This is a genomic window from Enterobacter sp. JH25, from assembly GCF_021725435.1.
Taxonomy (GTDB): Bacteria; Pseudomonadota; Gammaproteobacteria; order Enterobacterales; family Enterobacteriaceae; genus Enterobacter; species Enterobacter intestinihominis.
Genome location: NZ_CP091319.1, coordinates 2,198,217 through 2,223,185 on the forward strand (window position 1 = coordinate 2,198,217; position 24,969 = coordinate 2,223,185).

Consider the following 24,969-nt stretch of genomic DNA (forward strand, 5'->3'; position numbering starts at 1 on the left):
AGAAGTAATTAGCCGTCGAATTAAAAAGACAGGAATAAATGATGAAAAGCACATTCACAATGATAACGCTGGCGCTTGCTGCGCTGACGGTCAGTTCCACCGTCGCGGCAAAAACGCTGGTGTATTGCTCCGAAGGATCGCCGGAAAATTTCAATCCTCAGCTCTATACGTCGGGGACCAGCGTGGACGCCAGCGCCGTACCGGTTTATAACCGTCTGGTCGATTTCAAACCGGGCACTACCGAACTGGTGCCGAGCCTGGCGGAAAGCTGGGAGGTGAGCGAGGATGGTAAGGTCTACACCTTCCACCTGCGCAAAGGGGTGAAATTCCACAGTAATAAACTGTTCACGCCGACGCGCGACTTCAACGCGGATGACGTGATTTTCTCGTTTATGCGCCAGAAGGATGTGAATCATCCCTACCATAACGTCTCCAACGGCAGTTATTCCAACTTCGAAAGTCTGGAGTTCGGCAGCCTGATTACCGCCATTGATAAGGTTGACGATCGCACCGTGCGCTTCACCCTGGCGCACCCGGAAGCGCCGTTTGTTGCCGATCTGGCGTGGTATTTTGCCTCCATCCTGTCGGCGGAGTATGCCGATGCCATGCTGAAAGCGGGCACGCCTGAAAAGGTTGATATGCAGCCGATTGGCACCGGGCCGTTTAAGCTGGCGCAATATCAGAAGGATTCCCGCATCCTTTTTACCGCCTTCCCGGACTACTGGCAGGGAAAATCGAAGCTGGATCGTCTGGTGTTCACCATCACGCCGGACGCCTCGGTGCGTTTTGCCAAAGTCGAGAAGAATGAGTGCCAGGTGATGCCGTTCCCAAACCCGGCGGATCTGCCGCGTATGAAGGCTAACAAAGACATCAACCTGATGAGCAAGGCCGGTCTGAATACCGGTTTCCTGGCATTTAACACGCAAAAGCCGCCGCTGGATAACGTAAAAGTGCGCCAGGCGCTGGCGATGGCGATTAACAAACCGGCCATCATTGAGGCGGTCTTCCACGGCACCGGCACGGCGGCGAAAAACCTGCTGCCGCCTGGCGTCTGGAGTGCCGACAGCGAGCTGAAAGACTACGATTACGATCCAGAAAAAGCGAAAACGCTGTTAAAGGAGGCGGGATTTGCCAACGGCGTAAGCATCGATCTGTGGGCTATGCCCGTGCAGCGGCCGTATAACCCGAACGCGAAGCGTATGGCTGAAATGATCCAGGCGGACTGGGCGAAAGTAGGCGTGCAGACCAAAATCGTGACCTACGAATGGGGCGAATATCTGAAGCGCGTGAAGGGCGGGGAGCATCAGGCTGCGCTGATGGGCTGGACAACGGCGACGGGCGATCCGGATAACTTCTTCGGACCACTGTTTACCTGTACGTCCGCCAACGGCGGGTCGAACTCGGCCAAATGGTGCTATAAGCCGTTTGATAACCTGATTGCCGAAGCAAAATCGATAACCGATCGCGAAAAACGCGTGGCGCTGTACAAGCAGGCGCAGCAGATGATGCACGATCAAATGCCGGCGGTTATGATTGCCCACTCGACCATTTTTGAGCCAGTCAGAAAAGAGGTCACGGGCTATGAAATCGATCCCTTCGGCAAACATCTGTTCTGGCAGGTAGATATAAAACAGTAATATTTTTCTGCCCGGATCCCGTCCGGGCACTATTTTTACAATTTGTGCCTTCCCCGTCATTTTTTGCCACAACATTTCCCTCTGTTTTTTGTTATAACTTCAAGTGCATACTTGCAGATAACTCGGAACTCCATCATGCGTACTTCCACTTTTTTTAAAGTTGCAGTGCTTTCTGGCCTGTTGGCCCTTTCTGGCTGTGCGTCAAAAGTCGCAGCCCCCGATCAATATTCAGGCTTTTTAAAAGATTACTCTGACTTGCAGGAGATGACATCAGCAACCGGGAAACCAACCTTGCGTTGGGTCGATCCTTCCTATGATCCGGCGAACTACGACAGTATTATCTGGACCCCGATAACCTATTATCCGACACCAAAGCCAACCACACAGCTTGGGCAAAAAACGCTTGATGAATTGTTGAGTTACACCAATAACACATTAAAAAACGCGATAGGCCAGCGTAAGCCAATTGTGACGACGCCGGGCAAACATAGCCTGATCTTCCGCGGCGCCATCACGGGTGTGAGCTCAGAGAAAGAAGGTTTGCAGTTCTATGAAGTGGTGCCCGTCGCGCTGCTGGTTGCGGGTACGCAGATGGCAACTGGCCATCGCACCATGGATACGCATCTTTTCTTTGAAGGTGAGCTGATTGATGCCGCCACGAACAAACCGGTAGTTAAAGTTGTTCGTAAAGGTGAAGGTAAAGAGCTTGCCAACGAGAACACGCCGTTGGGATTCGCCACACTGAAACAGGTTGTGGATGATATGGCGACCGATGCCACCATGTTTGATGTCCATCAGACAGCAAAATAATAAAAAACGGCCTGCATTTACGCAGGCCGTTATTTTATGCCGTCAGCAGGCGGCGGAACCAGGTTTCCGGTTTCGTAAACATCACCATATTTCCCCCTAAAATCAACAGCAGGCCGACGATCCCGTTGATATGCCACACGTAACCCTCGTACACCGTTGAAATCGACAGCGCCACCAGCGGGAACAGAAGGGTGCTGTACGCGGCCTTACCGGGACCAATGCGGCCTACCAGCGTAAAGTAGGCGCCGAAGGCAATCACCGAGCCAAACAGAGCAAGATAGAGCAGCGCCCCCATATAGCTCACCGTCCATTCCGGCATAAAGCTTTCGCCCCTGAATAGAGCGATAAGGCCCATCACGACGGTGCCATACAGCATCGCCCAGGCATTGGTGGTCATGGTTTCCAGCCCGTTTCGCTGATGACGCATGCTGATCATATTCCCCAGCGAGAAGCCGTAGGTGCCGAGGGCGGAAAGCCCGATGCCCGTAAGCAATGACGCGCTCCAGCCGCTGGCGAGCAGATCGTTCCAGAACAGGGTAATGATCCCGATAAGCCCCAGCGCTGCCGCCGTCCAGAAGCGCGCGGGTGGACGCTGGCCGAAGAAGATAAAGCTGTTGATGGCGTTATATAGTACGGCCATCGAGAAAATCACCGACTCAAGGCCGGTATTGATATGGGCGGCGGCGGTATAAAAGCACCAGAAGTTGAAACAGAAAACGCAGCAACCCTGAAGCATGCAATAGAGATGATCCCGCAGCGCCAGCCTGCGCAGGCGACGAAGGGCGACCAGGACGATCATCATCGTGGCGCTGGCCACGGCGAAGCGCCAGAAAATGGAGACCGGCGCTGCAACCGGCCCCTGTTGTAAAAAAATGGCGATCCAGGTCGTGCCCCAGATAACAACAACCAGCCCATAGAGTAATGCGTTCATGGTGTCTCTCTTCTCATACCGCGGAAAACAACAGTGTGGCGAAAGAAGGGGGCCCCGGCTTTCATCGCCTTGCGCCGGACTTGCAAATTCTTGCGCTTTTTTCTCGCACAATGGCTGGTAACAGGCTGCAACACTTCTTAGACTGACAGTCTGATTAATCACCTGTTTACGGCCATGTCTCTCGTTTACGACACCTTTGAAACGTTACGCCAAAAAAATGCAGTGCTGCGGGAAACCGTCGCGCTCAATACTGGCATTCAACTGGCGGCGTGGTACAACAAGCACGATACGATCACGGTGAAAAGCAACCATCACACCCTTAGCCTGTACGTGGCGGATGGCTATGAAAGCTATCAAAAAACGCCGGGTGGCTGGAAAAATGGCGGCGGGCCGGACCGTTTTTGTCTAATGCCGGAAGAGAGCGAATCCACATGGGATATTCGTGATGACCTGTCGTTCGTGCACCTCTACTGCACCGATGAACACCTGCGGGACGTGGGGGAGAAAATCTGGGATAAACGACCGCTATCGCTGACGCTGGAGGAAAAAATCTTCGGCAGCGATCCGAAAATCACCGCCCTTTATCGCCAGTTTTTGCTCGGCTGCGACTGGCAGCAAAACGCCAATCAGCTCACCCTGAGCACTGCGTCGACCTTATTGCTGACGCATTTGGTCCAGCACTATTCCAGCGTCCAGTGGAAGTTACCGGTGGTGACCGGCGGGTTATCGCCGTTTGTGCTTCGCAACGTGCTGGCCTTTATCGAGGAAAATCTGGCGCAACCCTTAACGCTGGCGGAACTGGCGGGCCAGGCCGCACTCAGTGAGTATCACTTTGCGCGGATGTTCCGCCAGTCGATGGGGCTGGCGCCGCATCAGTACGTCATGCAGCGCCGCATGGAGAAGGCCAAAGCGCTGATTCAGCACACGACCACGCCGCTCACCGACATCGCGCTGGCCTGCGGATTTAACTCCGCCAGCCATTTCAGTAACCGTTTTCGCAGCATGACCGGCATCACGCCGTCACAGCTACGCGCGGCGAAGGCGTGAGAAGACAGCGTAACAGATCCCACCCAGCACCAGCCCCCAGAAAGCGGAGCCAATTCCCAGGAGCGTGACGCCGCTGGCGGTCATCAGGAAGGTGACGATCGCCGCGTCGCGCTCTGCTTCATGATTCAGTGCCTGATACAAACTCCCGCTGATAGTGCCGAGCAGGGCCAGCCCGGCCAGCGTCTGGATGCCGCTCAGCGGCAGGGCGGCCATCAGCCCCGAAATCGACCCGCCGAACACCCCCGCCAGCAGATAAAACCCACCTGCGGCCGCCGCAGCCAGCCAGCGTTTACTGGCATCCGGGTGGGCGTCCGGACTCTGGCAGATGGCGGCGGTGATGGCGGCGATGCAGATGGAATAGACGCCGAAGGGGGACAACAGCAGCGCCAGCCCGCCGGTGGCAACGATCAGCGGTGAGACCGCCAGCGGATAGCCCGATGCCTGCATGGTGGCGAAGCCGGGCGCATTCTGCGACGCCATGGTCACCAGGAAGAAGGGTAAGCCGATGCTGATCAGGCTGGTGAAGGTGAACGCAGGGGCAATGAATTCCGGCATGATCACCGATAACGTCATTTTATTCGTGACAACGTCACCTTCAGCCCAGGCCACGAACACCCCCACCAGCAGCGTGGCGACAATGGCGTACCGGGGCGCTACGGCTTTAGCCACCAGCCAGGCGGCCAGCATACTGCCGCAAAGAAGCACGTGTCCCTCAAGATTGCTGAATGCCTTCAGGCCAAACTGTAACAGCACGCCTGCCAGCATAGCGGCGGCAAGCGAGTGCGGGATCAGTTTCATCAACCGGGCAAACAGGCCAGTGACGCCGCACAGCAGAATCAGCGCATTCGCAAATATAAATACCCCTATGGTTTCCGCCAGCGTCACGCCTTGCAGGCTGGTGGCGAGCAGCGCCGCGCCAGGAGTCGACCAGGCGGTCAGCACCGGGGCTTTATACCACCACGACAATGCAAGCGTGCTGATCCCCATCCCGAGCCCCAGCGCGGTCATCCATCCGGCGATTTGCTGTGTACTGGCGCCCGCCGCCGCAGCCGCCTGCCAGATAATGGCGGCAGAACTGGCGTAGCCCACCAGAACGGCAACAAAACCAGCCAGCACGGCAGGAAAGAGAGAGGCAGTCGATCGCATGTGAACTCCGTTGTGCGTTATAACGTCCGGGATAAGGTATCACTGTGCGCTATAGCGTACAAGTGGTATGCTTTGCTGCAACGGGAGGAACCATGGATATCACTCAACATCTGGCAACCACACTGAAAGCGCTGCGTCAGGCGCGGGGCTGGAGCCTGTCGAAACTGGCGGCAGAGACGGGCGTGTCGAAAGCGATGCTTGGGCAAATCGAACGCAATGAGTCCAGCCCGACGGTCTCAACCTTGTGGAAAATTGCCACCGGGCTGAACGTACCTTTTTCGGCGTTTATCACTCCAGAGAGCGAACCGCAGGCGGTGTTCGATCCGCAGCAGCAGGCGATGGTGGTGAAACCGCTTTTCCCCTGGGATGAACAGCTTAAGTTCGACCATTTCTCCATCACCCTGTCGCCCGGCGCGCTGAGTGAGTCCACGCCGCACGAAGCCGGGGTAATTGAACACGTGGTGGTGATAAGCGGTGAGCTGGACATGCAGATTGACGGTGTCTGGCGCACTCTATACGCTGATTCCGGCGTGCGTTTTGCCGGCGATAAACCGCACGCGTACCGTAACAGCAGCACCCGGACGGTGCATTTTCACTCTCTGATCCATTATCCCCGCTAAAGCGTTGCAAAACGGTTTCACTGGCACAGACTTCTGACTACAATAGCCGCCATTTTGACCATAACGGATAACGACGAAGTATGCGCCTGCACCCCCATCATCTTGAACTGCTAAGCCCGGCCCGCGACGCCGCCATTGCCCGTGAAGCCATTCTTCACGGTGCGGATGCCGTCTACATTGGCGGCCCAGGCTTCGGTGCCCGTCATAACGCCAGCAATAGCCTGCGCGACATTGCCGAACTGGTACCGTTCGCCCACCGTTTCGGGGCGAAGGTGTTCGTGACCCTGAACACCATTCTTCATGATGATGAGCTGGAGCCCGCGCAGCGTCTTATTACCGATCTCTACCAGACCGGCGTTGACGCTCTGATCGTTCAGGATATGGGTGTTCTGGAACTGGATATCCCGCCAATTGAGCTGCACGCCAGCACCCAGTGCGATATCCGCACCGTTGAGAAGGCGAAGTTTCTTTCAGACGTCGGGTTTACGCAGATTGTTCTGGCGCGTGAGCTGAACCTGAACCAGATCCGCGATATCCACCAGACCACCGACGCGACCATTGAATTCTTTATCCACGGTGCGCTTTGCGTGGCCTATTCCGGGCAGTGTAATATCTCTCACGCCCAGACGGGGCGCAGCGCTAACCGCGGCGACTGCTCTCAGGCCTGCCGTCTGCCGTATACCCTGAAAGACGATCAGGGCCGCGTGGTGGCATTCGAAAAACACCTGCTGTCGATGAAAGATAACGATCAGACGGCAAACCTCGGCGCGCTGATCGATGCCGGCGTACGCTCCTTCAAAATTGAAGGCCGCTACAAGGATATGAGCTACGTGAAAAATATCACCGCCCATTATCGTCAGATGCTGGATGCCATCATCGAGGATCGCGGTGACCTGGCGCGCGCGTCCGCCGGTCGTACAGAGCATTTCTTTATTCCGTCGACGGACAAAACGTTCCACCGCGGCAGTACGGATTATTTCGTTAATGCGCGCAAAGGGGATATTGGCGCGTTCGATTCACCGAAGTTTATTGGTCTGCCGGTGGGTGAAGTGCTGAAAGTGGCGAAGGATCATCTTGACGTTCAGGTTACAGAGCCGCTGGCGAACGGCGATGGTCTCAACGTGATGATCAAACGTGAAGTGGTTGGTTTTCGCGCCAATACGGTGGAGAAAACCGGCGAAAATCGTTATCGCGTCTGGCCGAACGAAATGCCTGCCGACCTTTACAAAGCCCGCCCGAATGCGGCGCTGAACCGTAACCTGGATCACAACTGGCAGCAGGCCTTGCTCAAGACCTCCAGCGAGCGTCGCATTGCGGTGGATATCGCGCTGGGTGGCTGGGAAGAGCAGCTGATCCTGACCATGACCTGCGAAGACGGCATCAGCGTAACGCATACGCTCGATGGCCTGTTCGAGGTGGCGAACAATGCGGAGAAAGCGCTTAGCAACCTCAAGGATGGCGTAGCGAAGCTCGGGCAGACCATTTATTATGCGCGCAATATTGAGGTGAATCTGCCGGATGCGCTGTTCGTGCCGAACAGCCTGCTGAACCAGTTCCGCCGTGAAACGGCTGAGATGCTGGATGAAGCACGCCTGGCAAACTATCCGCGCGGCAGTCGTAAGGCCGAAGCGGTGCCTGCGCCGGTCTACCCGGACACGCATCTCTCTTTCCTTGCGAACGTTTACAACCACAAAGCGCGTGCGTTTTACCATCGTCACGGCGTGCAACTGATTGACGCCGCGTATGAAGCGCATGAAGAGAAGGGCGATGTGCCGGTGATGATCACCAAACACTGCCTGCGGTTTGCCTTTAACCTTTGTCCGAAACAGGCGAAAGGGAATATTAAAAGCTGGAAAGCGACGCCGATGCAGCTGGTGAATGGCGATGAAGTACTGACGCTGAAGTTTGACTGCCGTCCGTGTGAAATGCACGTTATCGGCAAGATGAAGAATCACATCTTCAAAATGCCGTCTCCGGGCAGCATTGTGGCCTCCGTCAGCCCTGACGATTTGATGAAGACCCTGCCGAAGCGTAAAGGCAGCTAACCCGCAGAGTGGGTATCCGGTTTGCGCGATTTCTGCCAGGCATGGTGCTCGCGCAACCCCTCCGCAGACTCCTCTGCCGCGCTACGTAACTCGTCGCTGTCAGCTTCATGACGAAGCTGATGGTCGGCGTTTTTCACGTAAAGAAATTCATGTCCTTTGTGCTCCGCCATAATCTGCCCCGAGAACAGTGCACTAATCAGCAGCAGTAGCGAAAAGCCTTTTCTGAACATCTTTTACCCCCGAAAATACGCTACGGTCATCGTAGGGATAATTTCATAGAGTAATTATTCGACTCTTTAAATTTGAGAAAATAGACTGTCAAAAATTGTGGTCGCCATAAAACTTACTTAAGACTATTCTTAAAAGCAATATCGCCGTTGTAAACTCCCATTTCTGGTATGCAAAGAGAAGCTAGATTTATTGGGAAATCATTTACAATAAGATTTTTCTGGCTAAGGATTGGATCGAATAAATGAAAAAAATAATCGTGCTATCACTTCTGGGCGTAGTGGTTGCGGTGGGTGCTGCGGCCAGCATCTATTCAAATGAAGAACCAGAATATATTCAGTCAGCAAAAAGCCGTGTCGGATCGTATTTAACCAGCGATTACGGACGTGTCGAATGTAATAGCACCCAGGTAAGTGAAGATCGCTGGGAGCTGGGCTGTACCAATAAGGCGAGGGGCAAAACCTTCCAGTTCGCTGTTTACCCATCCGAGCAGGCGCCGTATGGGGTCTCTCGTGCGTTTTATCTCGAAGCGATTAATGATGATGCCCGCCAGAGTGCAGAGCAGGGGCTGATGCGTTATCTGCAAATTAATACCAAAGCGGGTTAATCGATTCGTTTATGCTTCGTTGAGGCTCACAGTGGTAGATTGCAGGTGATCCACATCCCGGTATGGAATACCGGAGCGTAGATACCAAAATACAAATCTATCCATGCAAGCATTTACCGCCAGATTATGGCGGTTTTTTTTTGCCCGTTTATCGTACCGGCTGTAAAAATTGTTTGCGATATTGCGCGGGTGAAAGCGCAAATTGCTGCCGGAAATGGTGGCGCAGCGTGGCGCTTTGTCCAAATCCGGTTTGTTCCGCAATATTGTCGATGCTGAGCCGACTGTTTTCTAGATAATCTTTTGCCCGGTGCAATCGCGCAGTCAATAACCAGCGCGCGGGCGTTGTTCCGGTCGCGTCCTGGAAACGGCGCAGAAAGGTGCGCTGACTCATACCCACCCGCAGGGCCAGCGATTCGACGGTATGGGAAACGGCCAGATGCTGGTGAAGATAATCAAACAGCTGGCCGAGGCGCTGGCTCTCCCGCAACTGAGCCACCGGTCGGCTAAGCTGCTGGGTTTGCGAGCCGTCCCGATGGGGCGGGATCACCAGCCGACGCGCCACGCGGTTTGCCACTTCCATACCGTAATTCCGGCGCACCACGTGCAGGCACAGATCAATCCCCGCGGCGCTTCCGGCGGAAGTGAGAATATCGCCTTCGTCCTGGTAGAGCACATCTTCGACCACGGTAATGGCGGGATAGCGTGTTTTCAGCGCTTGCGTATAGCGCCAGTGGGTGGTCGCCTTCCGCCCGTCAAGCAGGCCTGAGGCTGCCAGAACGAAAACGCCAGAACAGATCGAGAGTAGCTGGCAGCCGCGGGCATGCGCCGCGCGGAGCGCCTGGCAGAGCGCTTCCGGTACGGGTTCGTCCAGCCCTCGCCAGCCGGGAACGACAACCAGATCCGCCGTCTCCAGCAGACCCAGATCGCCATCGGCCAGAATACGGATCCCGCCCGTTGCCCGGAGTTCGCCATCATCCACGCTCGCCACGGCAAACTGATACCAGTCATCGCCCATCTCCGGGCGCGGCAAGCCAAAGATTTCTACCGCCACGCCAAACTCAAAGGTACATAAACCGTCATATGCCAGCACGATCGCGCGCGGCGAGGGATGTCTTAAGTTTGTCATCTTTTTGCTGTTTTCTGGCATAGGCGGACGCATTCATGGGCTGAATTAAGGGATAGAGTAGTGTTAACACAAACACCACAAATGAGGAAGATTCATGAGCTATGTTACTGAATTTCCGGCTGCTGAGCCGCAGGAAGCTGTGGGACATTTTCTGCGTCGTCTGAGTGTCGAGACGGACTGCGCCGATGTCCATCATGCGGTATCCAGCGGTGAGCAGGACTTTGTTCTGCTGCACGTTGTCGGAAAGCCTGAACATTTTGCCCGGCGGCATCTGCCCGGCGCGCTGCATTTACCCTGGAGCCAGATCACCGCAGAGCGGATGAAAGCGTGGTCGGAGGGCACGCTGTTTGTCGTCTATTGTGCAGGCCCGCACTGCAACGGGGCGGACAGGGCGGCCCTAAAGCTGGCGCGTCTGGGTCTGCCGGTTAAGATTATGCTCGGGGGCATGACCGGCTGGGAAGATGAGCGGTTCGCGTTTGCAGGATCTTCATCACCCGCTCTGTGAACATGAATTTATTTCAACACAGATGAAATTTTCTCGTTTGTCGGCGGCGAGCCGGTATGACATCTTTTCAGGACGTTTAGACATCCAGAAGTCTAAAGATTCAAGAGATGAATTATCACTGTGGGCAATTAACGCCGACAGACAGAGGAGATTTCCATGCAGCGACACCATGCCCCGTACCGCGCCGATGTAGTCGGCAGTTTTTTACGCCCGGATGCTATTAAACAGGCCCGTCTGCAATTTGCCAGCGGTGAAATCGATGCCGGGCAGCTTCGCGCGGTTGAGGACGAGGCCATTCGTCATGTTGTCGAGCAGCAGTGCGCCTGCGGTCTGCATGTGGTAACGGACGGTGAATTCCGCCGCGCCTGGTGGCACTTTGACTTCTTTGACGGGCTACAGGGCGTGGAGCGTTATGATTCCCAGCAGGGCATTCAGTTCAACGGGGTGCAGACTAAAGCCCATGGCGTGCGCGTAACGGGCAAACTGGGCTTCGGCGATCATCCTATGCTGGAAGATTTCCGCTACCTCAAAAGCATTAGCGGTAATGCACAGCCGAAGATGACCATTCCGAGCCCGAGCGTGCTGCACTTCCGCGGTGGCCGCAAGGATATTGATGCTACGGTCTACCCGGATCTGAAGGATTACTTTGACGATCTGGCGACCACCTGGCGCGATGCCATTCGGGCCTTTTACGATGCAGGCTGCCGCTATCTGCAGCTGGATGACACCGTCTGGGCCTATCTTTGTTCGGAGGACCAGCGCCGCCAGATCCGCGAGCGCGGTGACGATGCAGACGAACTTGCCCGGACCTATGCCCGGGTGCTGAATAAGGCGCTGGAGGGCAAACCGGACGATCTGACCGTCGGGCTGCACGTCTGCCGCGGCAACTTCCGCTCAACCTGGATTTCCGAGGGCGGCTATGAGCCGGTGGCGGAGGTGCTGTTCGGCACGGTGAACGTCGACGCGTTCTTCCTGGAGTACGACAACGACCGTAGCGGGGACTTCGCGCCACTGCGTTTTGTGCGCCCGGGTAAACAGCAGGTGGTTCTGGGGCTGATCACCACCAAACACGGTGAACTGGAGAACCCGGAAGGGGTGAAAACGCGTCTGGAAGAGGCTGCGCGCTACGTGGCGAAAGAGCAGATTTGCCTCAGCCCGCAGTGCGGATTTGCTTCTACGGAAGAGGGTAACAGCCTGAGCGAAGCCCAGCAGTGGGATAAAGTTCGCCTGGTGACGCAAATCGCCAGCGACGTCTGGTAACGCCGTTTACAGCGCTGCATTATTACAGTGCAGCGCTGTACCATTCTGAGTCGTTTCCCGTCACTCCTCTCTTCGATCCCTTTAAAATCCTGTCTCTGCAACCTGGCACTGTTTTTGCTCTCCTGAAACTGGCGTTACTTTTTTCTGCGTCCGGCGGTAACGGACGTCTTCGCACAGCTTTCTTTTCAGGAGTGAAAATATGCACCGTCGTACCTTTATTAAAGCGTTCACCTTGTCCGCCTCCGTCATCGCCATGGGAATGAGCTTTGGCGTCCAGGCCGCAGAGACCATTAAAGTCGGGATTATGCACTCTCTCTCCGGCACGATGGCCATTTCAGAAACGCCCCTGAAAGATGTCGCCCTGATGACCATCGATGAAATCAACGCTAAAGGCGGCGTGCTCGGGAAAAAGCTGGAGCCGGTGGTGGTTGACCCGGCATCCAACTGGCCGCTGTTTGCCGAAAAGGCCCGCCAGCTTCTGAGCCAGGATAAGGTCGCCGTGGTGTTTGGCTGCTGGACCTCCGTATCGCGTAAATCGGTTCTGCCGGTTTTTGAGGAGCTGAACGGTTTGCTGTTCTATCCGGTGCAGTATGAAGGGGAAGAGATGTCACCTAACGTCTTCTATACCGGCGCGGCGCCTAACCAGCAGGCGATCCCGGCGGTGGAGTACCTGATGAGCGAGGACGGCGGCAGCGCGAAGCGATTCTTCCTGCTGGGTACGGACTACGTTTACCCGCGCACTACTAACAAGATCCTGCGCGCCTTCCTGCACTCGAAAGGCGTTGAAGATAAAGATATTGAAGAGGTCTACACCCCATTTGGTCATAGCGATTACCAGACCATTGTCGCCAGTATCAAAAAGTTCTCCACGGGCGGCAAAGCGGCGGTGGTCTCCACTATCAACGGTGATTCCAACGTGCCTTTCTATAAAGAACTGGCGAACCAGGGGCTGAAAGCCACGGACGTGCCGGTGGTGGCGTTCTCGGTGGGCGAGGAAGAACTGCGCGGCATTGATACCAAACCGCTGGTGGGTAACCTGGCGGCGTGGAATTACTTTGAATCCGTCGACAACCCGACCAACCAGACCTTTGTCGCGGCTTACAAAGCCTACGCGAAAGCCCATAAGCTGCCGAATGCCGATACCGTGGTCACCAACGATCCGATGGAAGCGACTTACGTTGGCCTGCATATGTGGGCGCAGGCGGTTGAAAAAGCGGGAACAACCGACGTGGACAAAGTGCGCGCGGCAATGGCGGGCCAGTCGTTCAACGCGCCGTCCGGCTTTACGCTGACCATGGACGCCACCAACCACCACCTGCATAAGCCCGTCATGATTGGTGAAATTGAAGGCAACGGCCAGTTCAACGTCGTCTGGCAAACCGAACAGCCGGTACGCGCTCAGCCGTGGAGCCCGTTTATCGCCGGGAATGACAAAAAGCCTGACCAGCCGATGAAAACCGCCAGCAACTAAGCCACCACCAGGGAGAGACGTCATGAACGCCATACGCATGATGATTGCGATTGTGTGGCTTACCGGACTGCTGCCAGGGATGGCGCAGGCATCGGATGCCGATGATTTCGTTGCCGCTAGCCGCAGCCAGCAAACCGCCATGCTGATCCGCTGGGCAGCCACGCCGGAACCTGCACGTTTGCCGCTGCTTAAGGCGCTGCAACAGGAGAACCTTTATACCGACAGCCAGAAGAAGGCATTTACCCGCATCGACGGCGAAATGGTTGCCCTGGGCGCGGCAAAGAGCGCCGAAGGCACGACCAAAGCCGTGCGGCTGACCAACCGACTGCGCGTGTTAACCGTCACGGCGCTGGCGACGCATCAGCTTGTCAGTGACAGTGTCACCGAAAGGCGTCATGCCGCGCGGCAACTTCAGCGTGACGCACAGCCGGATATGCTCGGCTTTCTGCAACAGCGGGCCAGTAGCGAAACGGACGACGTCACCCGTCACTCGCTGATGCTGGCGCTGGCAAACCTCCAGCTGACGAGCCCACAGGCTGAAGTACGGCTCAAGGCTGTTGAGCTGTTGGGACAGTCTGACGATCCGGACGTGCAGGCCACGCTGACGCCGTTCACCCGGACGCAAACCGAGCCGGACGCACGGGTACGTGCCGCCGCCGCTGAGAGCCTGGAGCGTATTCAGCACCGGCTGATGTGGGGCGAACTGCTGGGGCAGGCCTTCATGGGCCTGTCGTTGGGGTCGGTACTCTTGCTGGCCGCGCTCGGGCTGGCTATCACCTATGGTCTGCTGGGGGTGATTAACATGGCTCACGGTGAAATGCTGATGCTCGGGGCGTATGCCACCTGGATGGTGCAGCAGGTAATGGCGCAGTGGATGCCTCAGTGGCTGGCGCTCTATCCGGTGGTGGCGCTGCCGGTGGCGTTTTGCCTGACCGCAGGCATCGGAATGGTGCTGGAGCGCACGGTGATACGCCATCTTTATGGCCGCCCGCTGGAAACCCTGCTCGCCACCTGGGGGATCAGCCTGATGCTTATCCAGCTGGTCCGCATGACCTTTGGCGCTCAGAACCTTGAGGTCGCTAACCCGGCATGGCTGTCCGGCGGGGTGCAGGTTTTCGCCAACCTGACGCTGCCCTGGAACCGTATTGTGGTGCTCGGCTTTGTACTGCTGGTGCTGTTCTTCACCTGGCTCATTCTGAACAAAACGCGTCTGGGTCTCAACGTGCGGGCGGTGACGCAAAACCGCAGCATGGCGGCCTGCTGCGGCGTTCCCACCGGACGGGTAGATATGCTGGCGTTTGGCCTCGGGTCCGGCATTGCCGGGTTGGGCGGCGTGGCGTTGTCCCAGCTGGGGAACGTGGGGCCGGAGCTGGGCCAGGGATACATCATCGATTCGTTCCTGGTGGTGGTGCTCGGCGGCGTCGGCCAGCTGGCCGGTAGCGTCGCGGCGGCCTTTGGTCTGGGGATCTTCAATAAAATTCTTGAACCGCAGATGGGCGCCGTGCTGGGCAAGATCCTGATTCTGGTGGCGATCATTCTGTTTATCCAGAAACGTCCGCAGGGGTTATTCGCACTTAAAGGGAGGGTGACAGACTGATGAGCCAGCCATTGACCTTAACACTGGCGCGCAGGGCACCGCGCACCGCGCAAATCTTCGGCAGTCTGCTGGTCGCGGCGCTGCTGGTGCTGCCTTTTCTCGCGCTGTTACCCGCAACCCATCCGCTGGCCGTTTCGACGTGGATGTTGACGCTTATCGGCAAGATCCTCTGCTACGCGGTTGTCGCCGTGGCCCTCGATCTGGTCTGGGGCTATGCCGGTATGCTCTCGCTGGGGCACGGCATATTCTTCGCCCTGGGCGGCTATGCGATGGGCATGTACCTGATGCGCCAGGCGGCCGGGGACGGGCTGCCCGCGTTTATGTCGTTTCTCTCGTGGAGCGAACTGCCCTGGTTCTGGTGGGGAACGCAGCATTTCGCCTGGGCTCTGGTGTTAATCGTGACGATCCCCGGCCTGCTGGCGCTGGTCTTCGGCTGGTTTGCTTTCCGCTCGAAGATAAAAGGGGTCTATTTTTCCATCATGACCCAGGCGCTGACCTATGCGGGCATGCTGCTGTTCTTTCGCAACGAAACCGGTTTTGGTGGCAATAACGGCTTTACCGGCTTCACCACGCTGCTCGGGTTTTCCGTCACGGCGACCACCACGCGGATCGCGCTGTTTCTCGCAACGGTCATGCTGCTGCTTCTGGCCCTGGGCACAGGCTACGCGCTGGCGAAGAGTAAGTTTGGCCGCATTTTAACGGCGGTGCGCGATGCGGAAAACCGTCTGACGTTCTGCGGCTACGATCCGCGCGGCTTCAAGCTGCTGGTCTGGACGCTTTCCGCCGTACTGTGTGGTCTGGCGGGGGCGCTGTACGTTCCGCAGGTGGGTATTATCAACCCGGGTGAAATGTCGCCGACCAACTCGATTGAAGCGGCCATCTGGGTGGCGCTGGGCGGGCGCGGCACCCTGGTAGGCCCGGTGATTGGTGCGGCGCTGGTCAATGGTGCGAAGAGCTTTTTCACCGTGGCGATGCCGGAGTACTGGCAACTGTTGCTTGGGCTGATTTTCATCGCCGTGACGCTCTTTTTACCGCGCGGCGTGTTCGGTCTGTTTCGTAAGGGAGAGAATTAATGCAGCCCTCTGAAGGACTCTTTACCCGCCAGCTACCGGGCGATCGTTACCGTGAGCAGACTGATCCGGTGTTACAGCTTGAGGCCATTAACGTCAGTTTCGATGGTTTTCAGGCGTTGACCGATCTCTCACTTAATATCGGCGTCGGTGAATTGCGCTGCATCATTGGCCCTAACGGCGCCGGTAAAACTACGCTGATGGACGTGATCACCGGCAAAACCCGGCCAAAAAGCGGGAAGGCTATTTACGATCAGTCCATCGATCTGACAGCCCTTGAACCGGCGGCCATTGCCCGTCAGGGCATTGGCCGTAAGTTCCAGAAACCGACCGTGTTTGAAGCGCTGACCGTAGGGGAAAACCTCGAAATCGCCATGAAAGCCGACAGGTCCGTCTGGGCGAGCCTGCGGGCAAAACTCAGCGGCGAGCAGCGCGACCGCATTGACGAGATGTTGGTTTTGCTGCGGCTTGGCAGCGAGCGCGATCGCCGCGCCGGGCTGCTTTCCCACGGGCAGAAGCAGTTTCTGGAGATCGGCATGCTGCTGGTGCAGGATCCGCATCTGTTGCTGCTGGACGAACCCGCCGCCGGTATGACCGACGCAGAGACGGAATACACAGCCGAGCTGTTCCGAACTCTGGCAGGCAAGCATTCGCTGATGGTGGTTGAGCACGATATGGGCTTCGTCGAGACCATCGCCGACCACGTCACGGTGCTGCATCAGGGGCGCGTACTGGCCGAAGGCTCGCTTCGCGAGGTACAGGCCAATGAGCAGGTGATTGACGTCTATCTGGGACGCTAAGGAGAGGGGATGTTACAGGTTAACGAGCTGAATCAGTACTACGGCGGAAGTCATATTCTGCGCGGGGTGAGCTTTGAGGCGGTGGTCGGGGAAGTTACCTGCCTGCTGGGGCGCAACGGGGTGGGGAAAACCACACTGCTGAGGTGCCTGATGGGGCTGATCCCGGTGAAAGCCGGGGAGGTGGTCTGGCAGGGAAAGACCATCACTCACAGTAAACCGCACCAGCGGGTGCAGTCCGGCGTGGCGTATGTTCCGCAGGGGCGGGAGATTTTTCCGCGTCTGACCGTAGAAGAAAACCTGCTGATGGGACTGTCGCGCTTCTCCGCGGGAAACGCAAGGAGCGTGCCGGAGGAGATTTGGCAGCTTTTCCCGGCGCTGAAGGAGATGAAACACCGTCGCGGAGGCGATCTTTCCGGTGGTCAGCAGCAGCAGCTGGCGATTGGTCGCGCGCTGGCGAGCCGTCCACGGTTACTGATCCTGGATGAACCCACGGAAGGTATACAGCCGTCGGTGATTAAAGAGATTGGGCAGGTGATCCGCAGCCTGGCGAACCGGGGGGATATGGCGATCCTGCTGGTGGAGCAGTTTTATGATTTTGCGGCGGAGCTGGCCGACAGCTATCTGGTGATGTCGCGCGGCAGCATCGTCCAGCAGGGGCGCGGTGAGAACATGGAGCAGGAGGGGGTTCGCGGACTGGTTGCGATCTGAAATGTTATACTATAGCATCCTCATTCTTATAACACGGAATGAGGGTTTTGCTGTGGCTGCACAACTTGGAAAAATTGCGCTGACTCTGGGAACGCTGCTGGTAAGCGGCTCGCTTTTTGCCCATTCGCACGGTCATCAGATGACGGAGGCGGAACAGAAGGCGGCAAACGGCGTCTTTGAGGATAAAGACGTCATGGACAGGACGCTGTCTGACTGGGACGGGACCTGGCAGTCTGTTTACCCGTTCCTGCTTGATGGTTCGCTGGATCCGGTTTTCGAAAAGAAAGCGCAGAAGGGGGAAAAATCCGCTGCCGAGGTGAAAGCCTACTACCGTAAGGGCTACGCGACGGACGTGGACGCCATCGGCATTGAAAACAACGTGATGGAATTCCACAGAGGCAAAACGGTGAGCAGCTGCCGCTACGACTACAGCGGTTATAAAATTCTGACCTATGCGTCGGGGAAAAAAGGCGTGCGCTACCTGTTTGAATGTAAGGATAAGGCAAGCCAGGCGCCTAAGTTTGTGCAGTTCAGCGATCATACCATCGGGCCGAAAGCCTCTTCACACTTCCATATCTTTATGGGCAACACCTCCCACGAGGCGCTGCTGAAAGAGATGGATAACTGGCCGACCTACTACCCGAACGAGATGTATAAAGAGCAGGTGGTGGAGGAGATGTTGCACCACTAGGCTGTTGGTTTTGCCGGGTGGGGGCTTAGCCTTACCCGGCGTGGGATTAGGGTTTTCCAGGTCGGGTAAGCGCAGCGCCACCCGACACGCTATCTTCACTTTTCACGCGCATCCCGCGCAAAACCATCAGCCACGCCGCAATAATGGCGGCCATCATAATAATAAATAACGACCAGTGCGGCAGATGGGTCAGGATGAGCCCGGTGATCATCGGGTTCGCCGCCGCGCCCAGCCAGCCCAGCGCCTGGGCGGAGAAGTAGCTCGCCTTCATGCCCGGCGGGGCGATATTGTCGATCAGCATGTATTCACCCGGGGCATAAATAATTTCACCCAGGGTGAAAATCGCCGCCGCAATCCCCCAGTAAAGCAGGTTCTCGCCGGAAAGCATAAACCCGCCCAGCCCGAGGATGAAAAAGAGCGTCGCGGCAGTCATTAGCGGGCGGATGTTGCTGGCGGAGATCTTGCGGCCAAGCGCGTATTGCAGGGTGACCACCACCACCGCGTTGACGGGCAACACAACGGCCACCACCTTTTCTGCGAAATCGCTGTCCGCATACGCGGCGAGGACGTACTGGGAAATGCAGCTGGCGAACGATCCGCCCACGTAGGACGCCAGCAGGCCGGAGAGCGTGTACCAGAACAGCGCCCGGTCCTTCAGCAGCACCGAGGGCTGCCACGGCGCTTTTTCCTCCACGCTGTCAGACGCTACGCTTTTCTGCACAAAGAAATGGATAAACCCGAGCGGCAGTGCGGCGCAGAAGGCCGCCAGCCAGAACGGCAGTTGCAGGCTGTACATCACCAGTAGAGTGCCAACCGGCGGCCCAATCGTCCAGCCGATGTTCAGGAAACTGTAGTTGAGTGAGAAAACGCGCGCCTTTTCGCTGGAGGTCAGCACGTCGGCAAACCACGCTTTCAGCACCGTTGAGAAGACGGAATAGGCGCAGTTAATCAGGGCAAAGAACAACACCACCAGCGTCACGTTATTCACCAGCGGAATGGCCACAAACCCGGCGATAAAGGCCACGATGGCGACCAGCATATAGCGTTTTTTGTCGAACTTGTCCGCCAGGATGCCAAACCCCAGGCTAAACACCACGCCAATGGTCAACGCCACGGTAAGGGCATAGCCAATATTCTCCACGCTCATATCGTACACGCGCGTGAGATATATGGTCATAAAGGGCAGCGTTGCCCCGCGACCAATTGTTAATAACAATGACGATGCCAGTAGCGCTGCGGTTGAGCGCCTGATTGATGGTTTCATTTTCCTGCCCGACAAATGCTTATGCTTTTTTTGTTGTGTTATTACAGGATTATCATGGGATCGGCAGCTTGTATAGCACCCAATTTATCCGCAAGTGCTTCTCCTCAGTACCAGAATTAATGATCTTCTCGCGGGGGTATTTTTTCTGTTACCTTGAAGTGTTTACAAAAATTTAATAATTCAGGGGCGGAAAATGACGCGGAAAGACGGGCTGTTAGCGTTACTGGTTGTCGTGGTGTGGGGACTCAATTTTGTGGTCATCAAAATGGGGTTGCACAACATGCCTCCACTCATGCTGGCAGGTCTGCGCTTCCTGCTGGTGGCCTTCCCGGCGCTGCTGTTCGTTGCCCGCCCAAAGATTCCCCTGAAGCTTCTGCTGGGCTACGGCCTCACCATCAGCTTTGGTCAGTTTGCGTTTCTTTTTTGCGCCATCAAATTCGGTATGCCTGCGGGTCTGGCTTCGCTGGTGCTTCAGGTGCAGGCTTTCTTTACCATTATTCTCGGCGCGTTTGTCTTTGGCGAACGTTTGCAGGGCAAACAGCTGGCGGGCATTAGCCTTGCGGTCTTTGGCGTGCTGGTGCTGATAGAAGGCAGCCTCAACGGTCAGCATGTCGCGCTGCTGGGCTTTATGCTCACCCTGGCGGCAGGGCTGAGCTGGGCGTGCGGCAACATCTTTAACAAGCTGATAATGCAGCATGAGTCGCGTCCTGGGATCATGTCGCTGGTGGTCTGGAGCGCGTTGATCCCCATTGTGCCGTTTATGGCCGCGTCGTTTATTCTGGATGGTCCGCAGGTGATGCTGAAAAGCCTGGTGGAGATCGACCTGACGACCATTTTGTCGCTGATCTACCTGGCATTAGTCGCCTCAATCATTGGCTACGGCATCTGGGGATCGCTGCTCGGACGCTATGAAACCTGGCGCGTGGCGCCGTTATCGCTGCTGGTACCGGTAGTCGGGCTTGCCAGCGCCGCACTGTTGCTGGATGAAACGCTCAGCGCGCTGCAACTGTGTGGCGCAGGGCTGATTATGGCCGGGCTGTATATCAACGTCTTTGGCTTGCGGGTGCGTCGGGCGACGCGGGTGCGGAGTTAAGGCAGAAAAAAGCCCCGCATTAGCGGGGCAAAAACGAATTACAGGTCGTGATTATAATACGGCACGCCTAATTCGTCGGATTTGTCGCTGCCAGCGCCCATGTGATTGAAGTCCCAGGGCGACTGGTTTTGCGTGGACGGTATAATCATGGTGTCACGATTATTTTGCTGCCCCGCACTGGGGGTTTGCTCCGCGAAGCTCTGGCCGGAAACCAGCACCAGCAAGGTGAGGGCGGCGGAGACGATAAATTTCATGATTTCCTCGGTTACGTCTTAACAGGCGATGATTAACTGCAATGTTTTAGCGGATACAGATAACGGGATTCACCCGGCATACTGGTAATACGGTACTTATGAGGCGGCACGTCAAAGTAGTTCTTGAACGTACGCGTCAGGGTTTGTTGCGATTCAAATCCGTAGCGTTCCGCCAGATAGAGGATCGGCTCATTGCTTTCTTTCAGTTTTTGGGCAATCTCCGTCAGCTTACGGCTGCGAATATATTGTCCTAATGAATGGCCGGTCTCTTTTTTAAACATCCGTTGCAGGTGCCATTTTGAGTAACCTGAACGCTCAGACACTTTCTCAAGGGAAAGTGGAGATTCCAGGTTATCTTCGATCCAGTCCAAAATGCTATGAATGGTGATAGCGTCAGTATTGCGTCTGGACATCGTCATACCTCTTTTTCTGTTTACGGCAGGATTTTCTTGAGTAAAAGCTCAAGCGTTGCCACTTCATCTGCCGTTAAGTTTTTTGTCAGTTCCTGGTGCAGTGTTTGTCCTACTAATTGATGACATTGCTCACACATGGCCGCGCCATCGCTGGTCAGTTTCACCAGTACGCCACGTTTGTCATTCGGGTTAGGGCTTCGTTCTATCCATCCTTTGCAGACGAGACGATCCAGCATGCGGGTCAACGCACCCAGATCGACAGAGAGCACCTTTTTCAGCTCAACCGGCGTGATACACACTTCGCAGCGAATGGAACACAGCACTTTGAACTGTGTTGCGGTGATATCCAGCGGTGACAGGTAGTCATTGAGCAGGCGATCTTTTTTCTGGTTAACCATATGAATAAGACGACCCAGTGGGATTATGTCGTTAAAGAGGTCACTGGTGCTTTTCACAATGGTTGCCCTGGCAAGTAGTTTAGTCACGGCAGATATTATTGCTCAGGCAAGTATAAGTCAACTGAATGGATCAGCCGATGCCACGAAATGCTAAAACGCTTCAGGAACTTTTTCTGTACGCTTTTAAATCATATAGATAATCTGGGGTTATTAGTTACGCGAGACAATTATGGTTACGTTGCGCGGATAGCTCAGGACGAGACTTTCCCCCTATAATTGCGGTAATGAATAAGGATAAGGACTGCGGTGCATTATGTTGGATTTGATTAAAGCAGTGGGGCTTGGGCTGGTGGTGTTGCTTCCGCTGGCGAACCCGTTAACGACCGTGGCGCTCTTTCTGGGGCTGGCGGGTAACATGAACAGCGCGGAGCGCAACCAGCAGTCGAGGATGGCCTCCGTCTACGTCTTCGCGATTATGATGGTGGCTTATTACGCCGGACAACTGGTGATGAATACTTTTGGTATTTCGATTCCCGGTCTGCGTATCGCCGGTGGGCTGATTGTGGCGTTTATTGGTTTCCGGATGCTGTTCCCGGCGCATAAAGCGCATGAATCGCCGGAAGCCAAAAGCAAATCGGAGGAGCTTGAAAGCGAACCGAGCGCCAATATCGCGTTTGTGCCGTTAGCCATGCCGAGCACGGCGGGGCCGGGTACGATTGCGATGATCATCAGTTCCGCCTCAACGGTGCGTGATGGTGTGACTTTTCCGCACTGGGTTATTACCGTTGCGCCGCCGATCATTTTTGCGCTTATCGCCATTATCGTCTGGGGGTCATTGCGCAGCTCCGGGGCGATTATGCGCTGGGTGGGCAAGGGGGGAATTGAAGCTATCTCCCGTCTGATGGGCTTCCTGCTGGTCTGTATGGGCGTGCAGTTTATTATTAACGGCGTGCTGGAGATCATTAAGACGTATCACTGAGGACATTGCCGGGTGGCGCTGCGCTTACCCGGCCTACAAGTCCGTAATAACCTAGGCCGGGTAGGCCGAAGCCGCCACCCGGCACAACTAACGTCAACCGTGGCTGGTCTGTTCTTCCATCGCGACCGGCCATTTACGGAAGATAAGCACCGACCAGATCAGCGCAATCAGCGCGGGAATCGCCCCGAGATAGCCAATGGCCGACATCGATACATGCAGGCTGATCTGATTTCCCACCAGCGCACCGGCCCCAATTCCCAGATTAAAAATTCCCGAGAACAGCGACATTGCCACGTCCGTGGCGTCCGGGGCCAGGGCCAGCACTTTGACCTGCATTCCCAGACCAATAATCATGATCGCCACGCCCCAGAACAGACTGAGGATCGCCAGATGACTCTCGCTGCCTGCCGCAGGCATCAGTAACAGCAGGCACGCCAGCAGCAGGCCAATCGCACTGCTTACAAGCGCAGACGCGTGCTTATTGCCCAGCTTCCCGAACAGGATACTGCCGATAATCCCCGCGCCGCCCAGGATCAGCAGCAGAACGGTGGCGAAGTTAGCGCTAAAGCCCGCCACAACCTGAACAAACGGCTCAATATAGCTGTAGGCCGTGTAATGGGCGGTCACCACAATCACGGTCAGCAGATAGATGCTCATCAGCGCTGGTCGACGCATCAGCAGCGGCAGACTTTTCAGCGAGCCGGAGTGTTCGCTGGGCAGTTTTGGCAGCAGTTTGATCAGACACACCAGGGTGATCAGCGCCCCCATGCCGATGGCAAAGAAGGTGGTGCGCCAGCCGAAGTATTGACCCACAATGCGCCCGATCGGCAGGCCTAACACCATCGCCAGCGCCGTTCCGGTGGCAATCAGGCTCAACGCCTGGGCGCGTTTCCCCGCCGGGGCGAGACGAATGGCGAGCGATGCGGTGATCGACCAGAAAACGGCATGGGCAAACGCGATGCCGACGCGGCTGATCACCAGCACCGTAAAGTTCCATGCCATAAATGACAGCACATGGCTGGCTATGAACACCACAAACAGCCCAATCAGCAGCTTACGACGTTCCATCTGGCTGGTCAGCAGCATAAACGGCAGCGACATCAGCGCTACCACCCATGCATAGATGGTCAGCATAATGCCAACCTGTGCCGTTTCCATATGGAAGCTGGCTGCAATGTCGGACAGCAGCCCAACCGGAACAAATTCCGTGGTGTTGAAAATAAACGCTGCGATGGCGAGCGTGACCACGCGTAGCCACGCGACCCTGCGGGAAACCGTGTGTGTTGTCATAGGGATATCTGGGATTCGTTGCCTGAAAGATGAGGAGACGATCTTAAAGCCTTAAACGGCGAAAACTCAACCGTTATGTGATGTGAATCACAAAATTTACCTTCATGCAGCGGTAGCGAACGCGGTTGTTTTCATTGAAGATAAAGAACAACACAACAAAAACAGGCGGTAACACGATGCAGGAGATTGATTTTTATCTGGTAGATGCGTTCAGCGAGTCCTCCTTTGGCGGCAACCCGGCGGCGGTGTGCCCGCTCGACGCGTGGCTGCCGGATGAGACGTTACTGCGGATGGCACAACAGCATAACCAGTCGGAAACCGCGTTTTTTGTGTGCACCAAAGGGGGGATTGAGCTGCGCTGGTTCACCACGCTCACCGAGGTTAATCTGTGTGGTCACGCGACGCTTGCCGCGGCGTATGTTCTGTTTAACGAACTGGATTATCCGGACTCACGCCTTCATTTTGACACCGCTTCTGGTCGCCTGACCGTCAGCCGTGAAGGTGACTGGATGACGCTGGACTTCCCGGCCTGCCCGACGCAGGCACAGACGCCGCCACCGGAGATGCTCACCGCACTCGGTATCAGCCACTACGTCGAGGCGCGAAAAGGCCGCGCCTGGGTGCTGGTACTGGAGAGCCGCGAGCAGGTGGAAGCCATTAATCCGGATTTCTCCGCCATGACGCCGGGGGAGCATAAAGTGGCCGTCACCGCCCGGGACGAGGGGGAATACGACTTTGTCAGTCGTTTCTTCTCGCCGGGCGTGGCCGTGCCGGAAGATCCTGTCACCGGCTCCGCGCACACCATGCTGATCCCTTACTGGAGTGAACAGCTTGGCAAAACACAGATGTTTGCCCGTCAGGTTTCTGCCCGTGGTGGCGACGTACGCTGCGAACTGAAAGGCGACCGCGTGCGGATGGGCGGGCAGGCGGCGCTGTATCTGAAGGGCACAGTATTTCTGCGCTGAATAAATCTAAGAGG

At 56.3% G+C, this 24,969-nt stretch carries 26 protein-coding genes; 17 read left to right on the forward strand and 9 right to left on the reverse strand.

Translation table 11 applies throughout. The features are described from left to right. The first annotated feature begins 41 nt into the window (after positions 1 to 41). On the forward strand, positions 42 to 1,637 hold the full coding sequence (locus L2Y28_RS10615) for an ABC transporter substrate-binding protein (RefSeq protein ID WP_022648085.1): 1,596 nt from the start codon (positions 42 to 44) through the stop codon (positions 1,635 to 1,637). Positions 1,638 to 1,772: 135 nt separating this feature from the next. Next, entirely contained in the window at positions 1,773 to 2,447 is a 675-nt protein-coding gene (locus tag L2Y28_RS10620; protein ID WP_022648086.1) for a DUF3313 domain-containing protein, read from the forward strand. 34 nt (positions 2,448 to 2,481) lie between these two features. On the opposite strand, the gene L2Y28_RS10625 is transcribed toward L2Y28_RS10620, so the two are convergent. Continuing rightward, positions 2,482 to 3,378, reverse strand: a complete 897-nt coding sequence (locus tag L2Y28_RS10625; RefSeq protein WP_022648087.1) for a DMT family transporter — start codon at positions 3,376 to 3,378, stop codon at positions 2,482 to 2,484. A 174-nt stretch (positions 3,379 to 3,552) separates the two neighbouring features. On the opposite strand from L2Y28_RS10625, the gene L2Y28_RS10630 reads away from it, so the two are divergent. Then, positions 3,553 to 4,425, forward strand: a complete 873-nt coding sequence (locus tag L2Y28_RS10630; protein ID WP_022648088.1) for a helix-turn-helix domain-containing protein — start codon at positions 3,553 to 3,555, stop codon at positions 4,423 to 4,425. Here the strand turns inward: L2Y28_RS10630 and L2Y28_RS10635 are convergent. Further along, positions 4,405 to 5,571, reverse strand: coding sequence for a benzoate/H(+) symporter BenE family transporter (locus tag L2Y28_RS10635; protein ID WP_022648089.1), 1,167 nt, complete (start codon positions 5,569 to 5,571; stop codon positions 4,405 to 4,407). The genes L2Y28_RS10630 and L2Y28_RS10635 overlap by 21 nt on opposite strands. 92 nt (positions 5,572 to 5,663) lie before the next feature. On the opposite strand from L2Y28_RS10635, the gene L2Y28_RS10640 reads away from it, so the two are divergent. After that, positions 5,664 to 6,191, forward strand: coding sequence for a helix-turn-helix domain-containing protein (locus tag L2Y28_RS10640; RefSeq protein WP_022648090.1), 528 nt, complete (start codon positions 5,664 to 5,666; stop codon positions 6,189 to 6,191). Between the two features lie 80 nt (positions 6,192 to 6,271). Next, positions 6,272 to 8,236, forward strand: coding sequence for a U32 family peptidase (locus tag L2Y28_RS10645; protein ID WP_022648091.1), 1,965 nt, complete (start codon positions 6,272 to 6,274; stop codon positions 8,234 to 8,236). Here the strand turns inward: L2Y28_RS10645 and L2Y28_RS10650 are convergent. Beyond that, positions 8,233 to 8,466 (reverse strand): DUF2554 family protein, encoded by a 234-nt coding sequence (locus tag L2Y28_RS10650; protein ID WP_022648092.1) that lies wholly within the window; start codon positions 8,464 to 8,466, stop codon positions 8,233 to 8,235. The two genes, L2Y28_RS10645 and L2Y28_RS10650, sit on opposite strands and share 4 nt — an antisense overlap. A gap of 242 nt (positions 8,467 to 8,708) precedes the next feature. On the opposite strand from L2Y28_RS10650, the gene L2Y28_RS10655 reads away from it, so the two are divergent. Next, on the forward strand, positions 8,709 to 9,071 hold the full coding sequence (locus L2Y28_RS10655) for a hypothetical protein (protein WP_015570547.1): 363 nt from the start codon (positions 8,709 to 8,711) through the stop codon (positions 9,069 to 9,071). A 148-nt stretch (positions 9,072 to 9,219) separates the two neighbouring features. Here L2Y28_RS10655 and ftrA read toward each other — a convergent pair whose 3' ends face one another. Beyond that, on the reverse strand, positions 9,220 to 10,218 hold the full coding sequence (gene ftrA / locus L2Y28_RS10660; RefSeq protein ID WP_022648093.1) for a transcriptional regulator FtrA: 999 nt from the start codon (positions 10,216 to 10,218) through the stop codon (positions 9,220 to 9,222). A gap of 73 nt (positions 10,219 to 10,291) precedes the next feature. On the opposite strand from ftrA, the gene L2Y28_RS10665 reads away from it, so the two are divergent. The 8 genes from L2Y28_RS10665 (at position 10,292) to zinT (ending at position 18,299) form a co-directional block, all read left to right on the forward strand. After that, complete coding sequence (locus tag L2Y28_RS10665; RefSeq protein WP_022648094.1) at positions 10,292 to 10,702, forward strand: rhodanese-like domain-containing protein; 411 nt, start codon at positions 10,292 to 10,294, stop codon at positions 10,700 to 10,702. Between the two features lie 156 nt (positions 10,703 to 10,858). After that, positions 10,859 to 11,962: a cobalamin-independent methionine synthase II family protein gene (locus L2Y28_RS10670; protein ID WP_022648095.1), complete on the forward strand. Its 1,104-nt coding sequence runs from the start codon at positions 10,859 to 10,861 to the stop codon at positions 11,960 to 11,962. A 199-nt stretch (positions 11,963 to 12,161) separates the two neighbouring features. Then, positions 12,162 to 13,433 carry an urea ABC transporter substrate-binding protein gene (gene urtA, locus L2Y28_RS10675; RefSeq protein ID WP_022648096.1) on the forward strand — a complete coding sequence of 424 codons (1,272 nt, stop codon included), beginning with the start codon at positions 12,162 to 12,164 and terminating at the stop codon, positions 13,431 to 13,433. Positions 13,434 to 13,455: 22 nt separating this feature from the next. Beyond that, a complete protein-coding gene (gene urtB / locus L2Y28_RS10680) occupies positions 13,456 to 15,030 on the forward strand; it encodes an urea ABC transporter permease subunit UrtB (protein ID WP_022648097.1) in 1,575 nt (524 codons plus the stop codon). After that, positions 15,030 to 16,103: an urea ABC transporter permease subunit UrtC gene (urtC, locus tag L2Y28_RS10685; RefSeq protein WP_022648098.1), complete on the forward strand. Its 1,074-nt coding sequence runs from the start codon at positions 15,030 to 15,032 to the stop codon at positions 16,101 to 16,103. Before urtB ends, urtC begins: the two co-directional genes overlap by 1 nt. Beyond that, the gene (gene urtD, locus L2Y28_RS10690; RefSeq protein WP_022648099.1) at positions 16,103 to 16,900 is read left to right on the forward strand and encodes an urea ABC transporter ATP-binding protein UrtD; all 798 of its coding nucleotides are present in this window, start codon (positions 16,103 to 16,105) and stop codon (positions 16,898 to 16,900) included. The genes urtC and urtD overlap by 1 nt, the downstream gene beginning before the upstream one ends. A gap of 9 nt (positions 16,901 to 16,909) precedes the next feature. Then, a complete protein-coding gene (gene urtE / locus L2Y28_RS10695) occupies positions 16,910 to 17,608 on the forward strand; it encodes an urea ABC transporter ATP-binding subunit UrtE (RefSeq protein WP_022648100.1) in 699 nt (232 codons plus the stop codon). 52 nt (positions 17,609 to 17,660) lie between these two features. Beyond that, on the forward strand, positions 17,661 to 18,299 hold the full coding sequence (gene zinT / locus L2Y28_RS10700) for a metal-binding protein ZinT (RefSeq protein WP_022648101.1): 639 nt from the start codon (positions 17,661 to 17,663) through the stop codon (positions 18,297 to 18,299). 46 nt (positions 18,300 to 18,345) lie between these two features. On the opposite strand, the gene ydeE is transcribed toward zinT, so the two are convergent. Further along, positions 18,346 to 19,563, reverse strand: coding sequence for an efflux MFS transporter YdeE (gene ydeE, locus L2Y28_RS10705; RefSeq protein WP_022648102.1), 1,218 nt, complete (start codon positions 19,561 to 19,563; stop codon positions 18,346 to 18,348). A 193-nt stretch (positions 19,564 to 19,756) separates the two neighbouring features. On the opposite strand from ydeE, the gene eamA reads away from it, so the two are divergent. Further along, on the forward strand, positions 19,757 to 20,656 hold the full coding sequence (gene eamA / locus L2Y28_RS10710; RefSeq protein ID WP_023330139.1) for an O-acetylserine/cysteine exporter: 900 nt from the start codon (positions 19,757 to 19,759) through the stop codon (positions 20,654 to 20,656). A gap of 38 nt (positions 20,657 to 20,694) precedes the next feature. On the opposite strand, the gene marB is transcribed toward eamA, so the two are convergent. Genes marB through marR form a run of 3 tightly spaced genes read right to left on the reverse strand, consistent with a single transcriptional unit; the run spans position 20,695 to position 21,778 of the window. Continuing rightward, entirely contained in the window at positions 20,695 to 20,910 is a 216-nt protein-coding gene (gene marB, locus L2Y28_RS10715) for a multiple antibiotic resistance protein MarB (protein WP_022648104.1), read from the reverse strand. A gap of 32 nt (positions 20,911 to 20,942) precedes the next feature. Next, complete coding sequence (marA, locus tag L2Y28_RS10720) at positions 20,943 to 21,323, reverse strand: MDR efflux pump AcrAB transcriptional activator MarA (RefSeq protein ID WP_001303241.1); 381 nt, start codon at positions 21,321 to 21,323, stop codon at positions 20,943 to 20,945. A gap of 20 nt (positions 21,324 to 21,343) precedes the next feature. Then, positions 21,344 to 21,778 carry a multiple antibiotic resistance transcriptional regulator MarR gene (marR, locus tag L2Y28_RS10725; RefSeq protein ID WP_020884159.1) on the reverse strand — a complete coding sequence of 145 codons (435 nt, stop codon included), beginning with the start codon at positions 21,776 to 21,778 and terminating at the stop codon, positions 21,344 to 21,346. Positions 21,779 to 22,034: 256 nt separating this feature from the next. Between marR and L2Y28_RS10730 the strand changes: the two genes are divergently transcribed. Continuing rightward, complete coding sequence (locus L2Y28_RS10730) at positions 22,035 to 22,700, forward strand: MarC family NAAT transporter (RefSeq protein ID WP_022648105.1); 666 nt, start codon at positions 22,035 to 22,037, stop codon at positions 22,698 to 22,700. Between the two features lie 93 nt (positions 22,701 to 22,793). On the opposite strand, the gene L2Y28_RS10735 is transcribed toward L2Y28_RS10730, so the two are convergent. Next, positions 22,794 to 23,990, reverse strand: a complete 1,197-nt coding sequence (locus L2Y28_RS10735) for a sugar transporter (RefSeq protein ID WP_022648106.1) — start codon at positions 23,988 to 23,990, stop codon at positions 22,794 to 22,796. Between the two features lie 176 nt (positions 23,991 to 24,166). Between L2Y28_RS10735 and L2Y28_RS10740 the strand changes: the two genes are divergently transcribed. After that, on the forward strand, positions 24,167 to 24,955 hold the full coding sequence (locus L2Y28_RS10740; RefSeq protein WP_022648107.1) for a PhzF family phenazine biosynthesis protein: 789 nt from the start codon (positions 24,167 to 24,169) through the stop codon (positions 24,953 to 24,955). The last annotated feature ends 14 nt before the right edge of the window (positions 24,956 to 24,969 follow it).

Coding starts and splice junctions, on each gene's coding strand:
- urtD (WP_022648099.1), top strand. CDS start 16,103: ATGCAGCCCTCTGAAGGACTCTTTACCCGCCAGCTACCGGGCGATCGT.
- L2Y28_RS10665 (WP_022648094.1), top strand. CDS start 10,292: ATGAGCTATGTTACTGAATTTCCGGCTGCTGAGCCGCAGGAAGCTGTG.
- L2Y28_RS10650 (WP_022648092.1), bottom strand. CDS start 8,466: ATGTTCAGAAAAGGCTTTTCGCTACTGCTGCTGATTAGTGCACTGTTC.
- L2Y28_RS10620 (WP_022648086.1), top strand. CDS start 1,773: ATGCGTACTTCCACTTTTTTTAAAGTTGCAGTGCTTTCTGGCCTGTTG.
- L2Y28_RS10655 (WP_015570547.1), top strand. CDS start 8,709: ATGAAAAAAATAATCGTGCTATCACTTCTGGGCGTAGTGGTTGCGGTG.
- L2Y28_RS10640 (WP_022648090.1), top strand. CDS start 5,664: ATGGATATCACTCAACATCTGGCAACCACACTGAAAGCGCTGCGTCAG.
- L2Y28_RS10730 (WP_022648105.1), top strand. CDS start 22,035: ATGTTGGATTTGATTAAAGCAGTGGGGCTTGGGCTGGTGGTGTTGCTT.
- urtB (WP_022648097.1), top strand. CDS start 13,456: ATGAACGCCATACGCATGATGATTGCGATTGTGTGGCTTACCGGACTG.
- L2Y28_RS10615 (WP_022648085.1), top strand. CDS start 42: ATGAAAAGCACATTCACAATGATAACGCTGGCGCTTGCTGCGCTGACG.
- ydeE (WP_022648102.1), bottom strand. CDS start 19,563: ATGAAACCATCAATCAGGCGCTCAACCGCAGCGCTACTGGCATCGTCA.
- urtE (WP_022648100.1), top strand. CDS start 16,910: ATGTTACAGGTTAACGAGCTGAATCAGTACTACGGCGGAAGTCATATT.
- marB (WP_022648104.1), bottom strand. CDS start 20,910: ATGAAATTTATCGTCTCCGCCGCCCTCACCTTGCTGGTGCTGGTTTCC.
- ftrA (WP_022648093.1), bottom strand. CDS start 10,218: ATGCCAGAAAACAGCAAAAAGATGACAAACTTAAGACATCCCTCGCCG.
- L2Y28_RS10635 (WP_022648089.1), bottom strand. CDS start 5,571: ATGCGATCGACTGCCTCTCTCTTTCCTGCCGTGCTGGCTGGTTTTGTT.
- eamA (WP_023330139.1), top strand. CDS start 19,757: ATGACGCGGAAAGACGGGCTGTTAGCGTTACTGGTTGTCGTGGTGTGG.
- L2Y28_RS10645 (WP_022648091.1), top strand. CDS start 6,272: ATGCGCCTGCACCCCCATCATCTTGAACTGCTAAGCCCGGCCCGCGAC.
- urtC (WP_022648098.1), top strand. CDS start 15,030: ATGAGCCAGCCATTGACCTTAACACTGGCGCGCAGGGCACCGCGCACC.
- L2Y28_RS10625 (WP_022648087.1), bottom strand. CDS start 3,378: ATGAACGCATTACTCTATGGGCTGGTTGTTGTTATCTGGGGCACGACC.
- marA (WP_001303241.1), bottom strand. CDS start 21,323: ATGTCCAGACGCAATACTGACGCTATCACCATTCATAGCATTTTGGAC.
- urtA (WP_022648096.1), top strand. CDS start 12,162: ATGCACCGTCGTACCTTTATTAAAGCGTTCACCTTGTCCGCCTCCGTC.
- L2Y28_RS10670 (WP_022648095.1), top strand. CDS start 10,859: ATGCAGCGACACCATGCCCCGTACCGCGCCGATGTAGTCGGCAGTTTT.
- L2Y28_RS10740 (WP_022648107.1), top strand. CDS start 24,167: ATGCAGGAGATTGATTTTTATCTGGTAGATGCGTTCAGCGAGTCCTCC.
- L2Y28_RS10630 (WP_022648088.1), top strand. CDS start 3,553: ATGTCTCTCGTTTACGACACCTTTGAAACGTTACGCCAAAAAAATGCA.
- L2Y28_RS10735 (WP_022648106.1), bottom strand. CDS start 23,990: ATGACAACACACACGGTTTCCCGCAGGGTCGCGTGGCTACGCGTGGTC.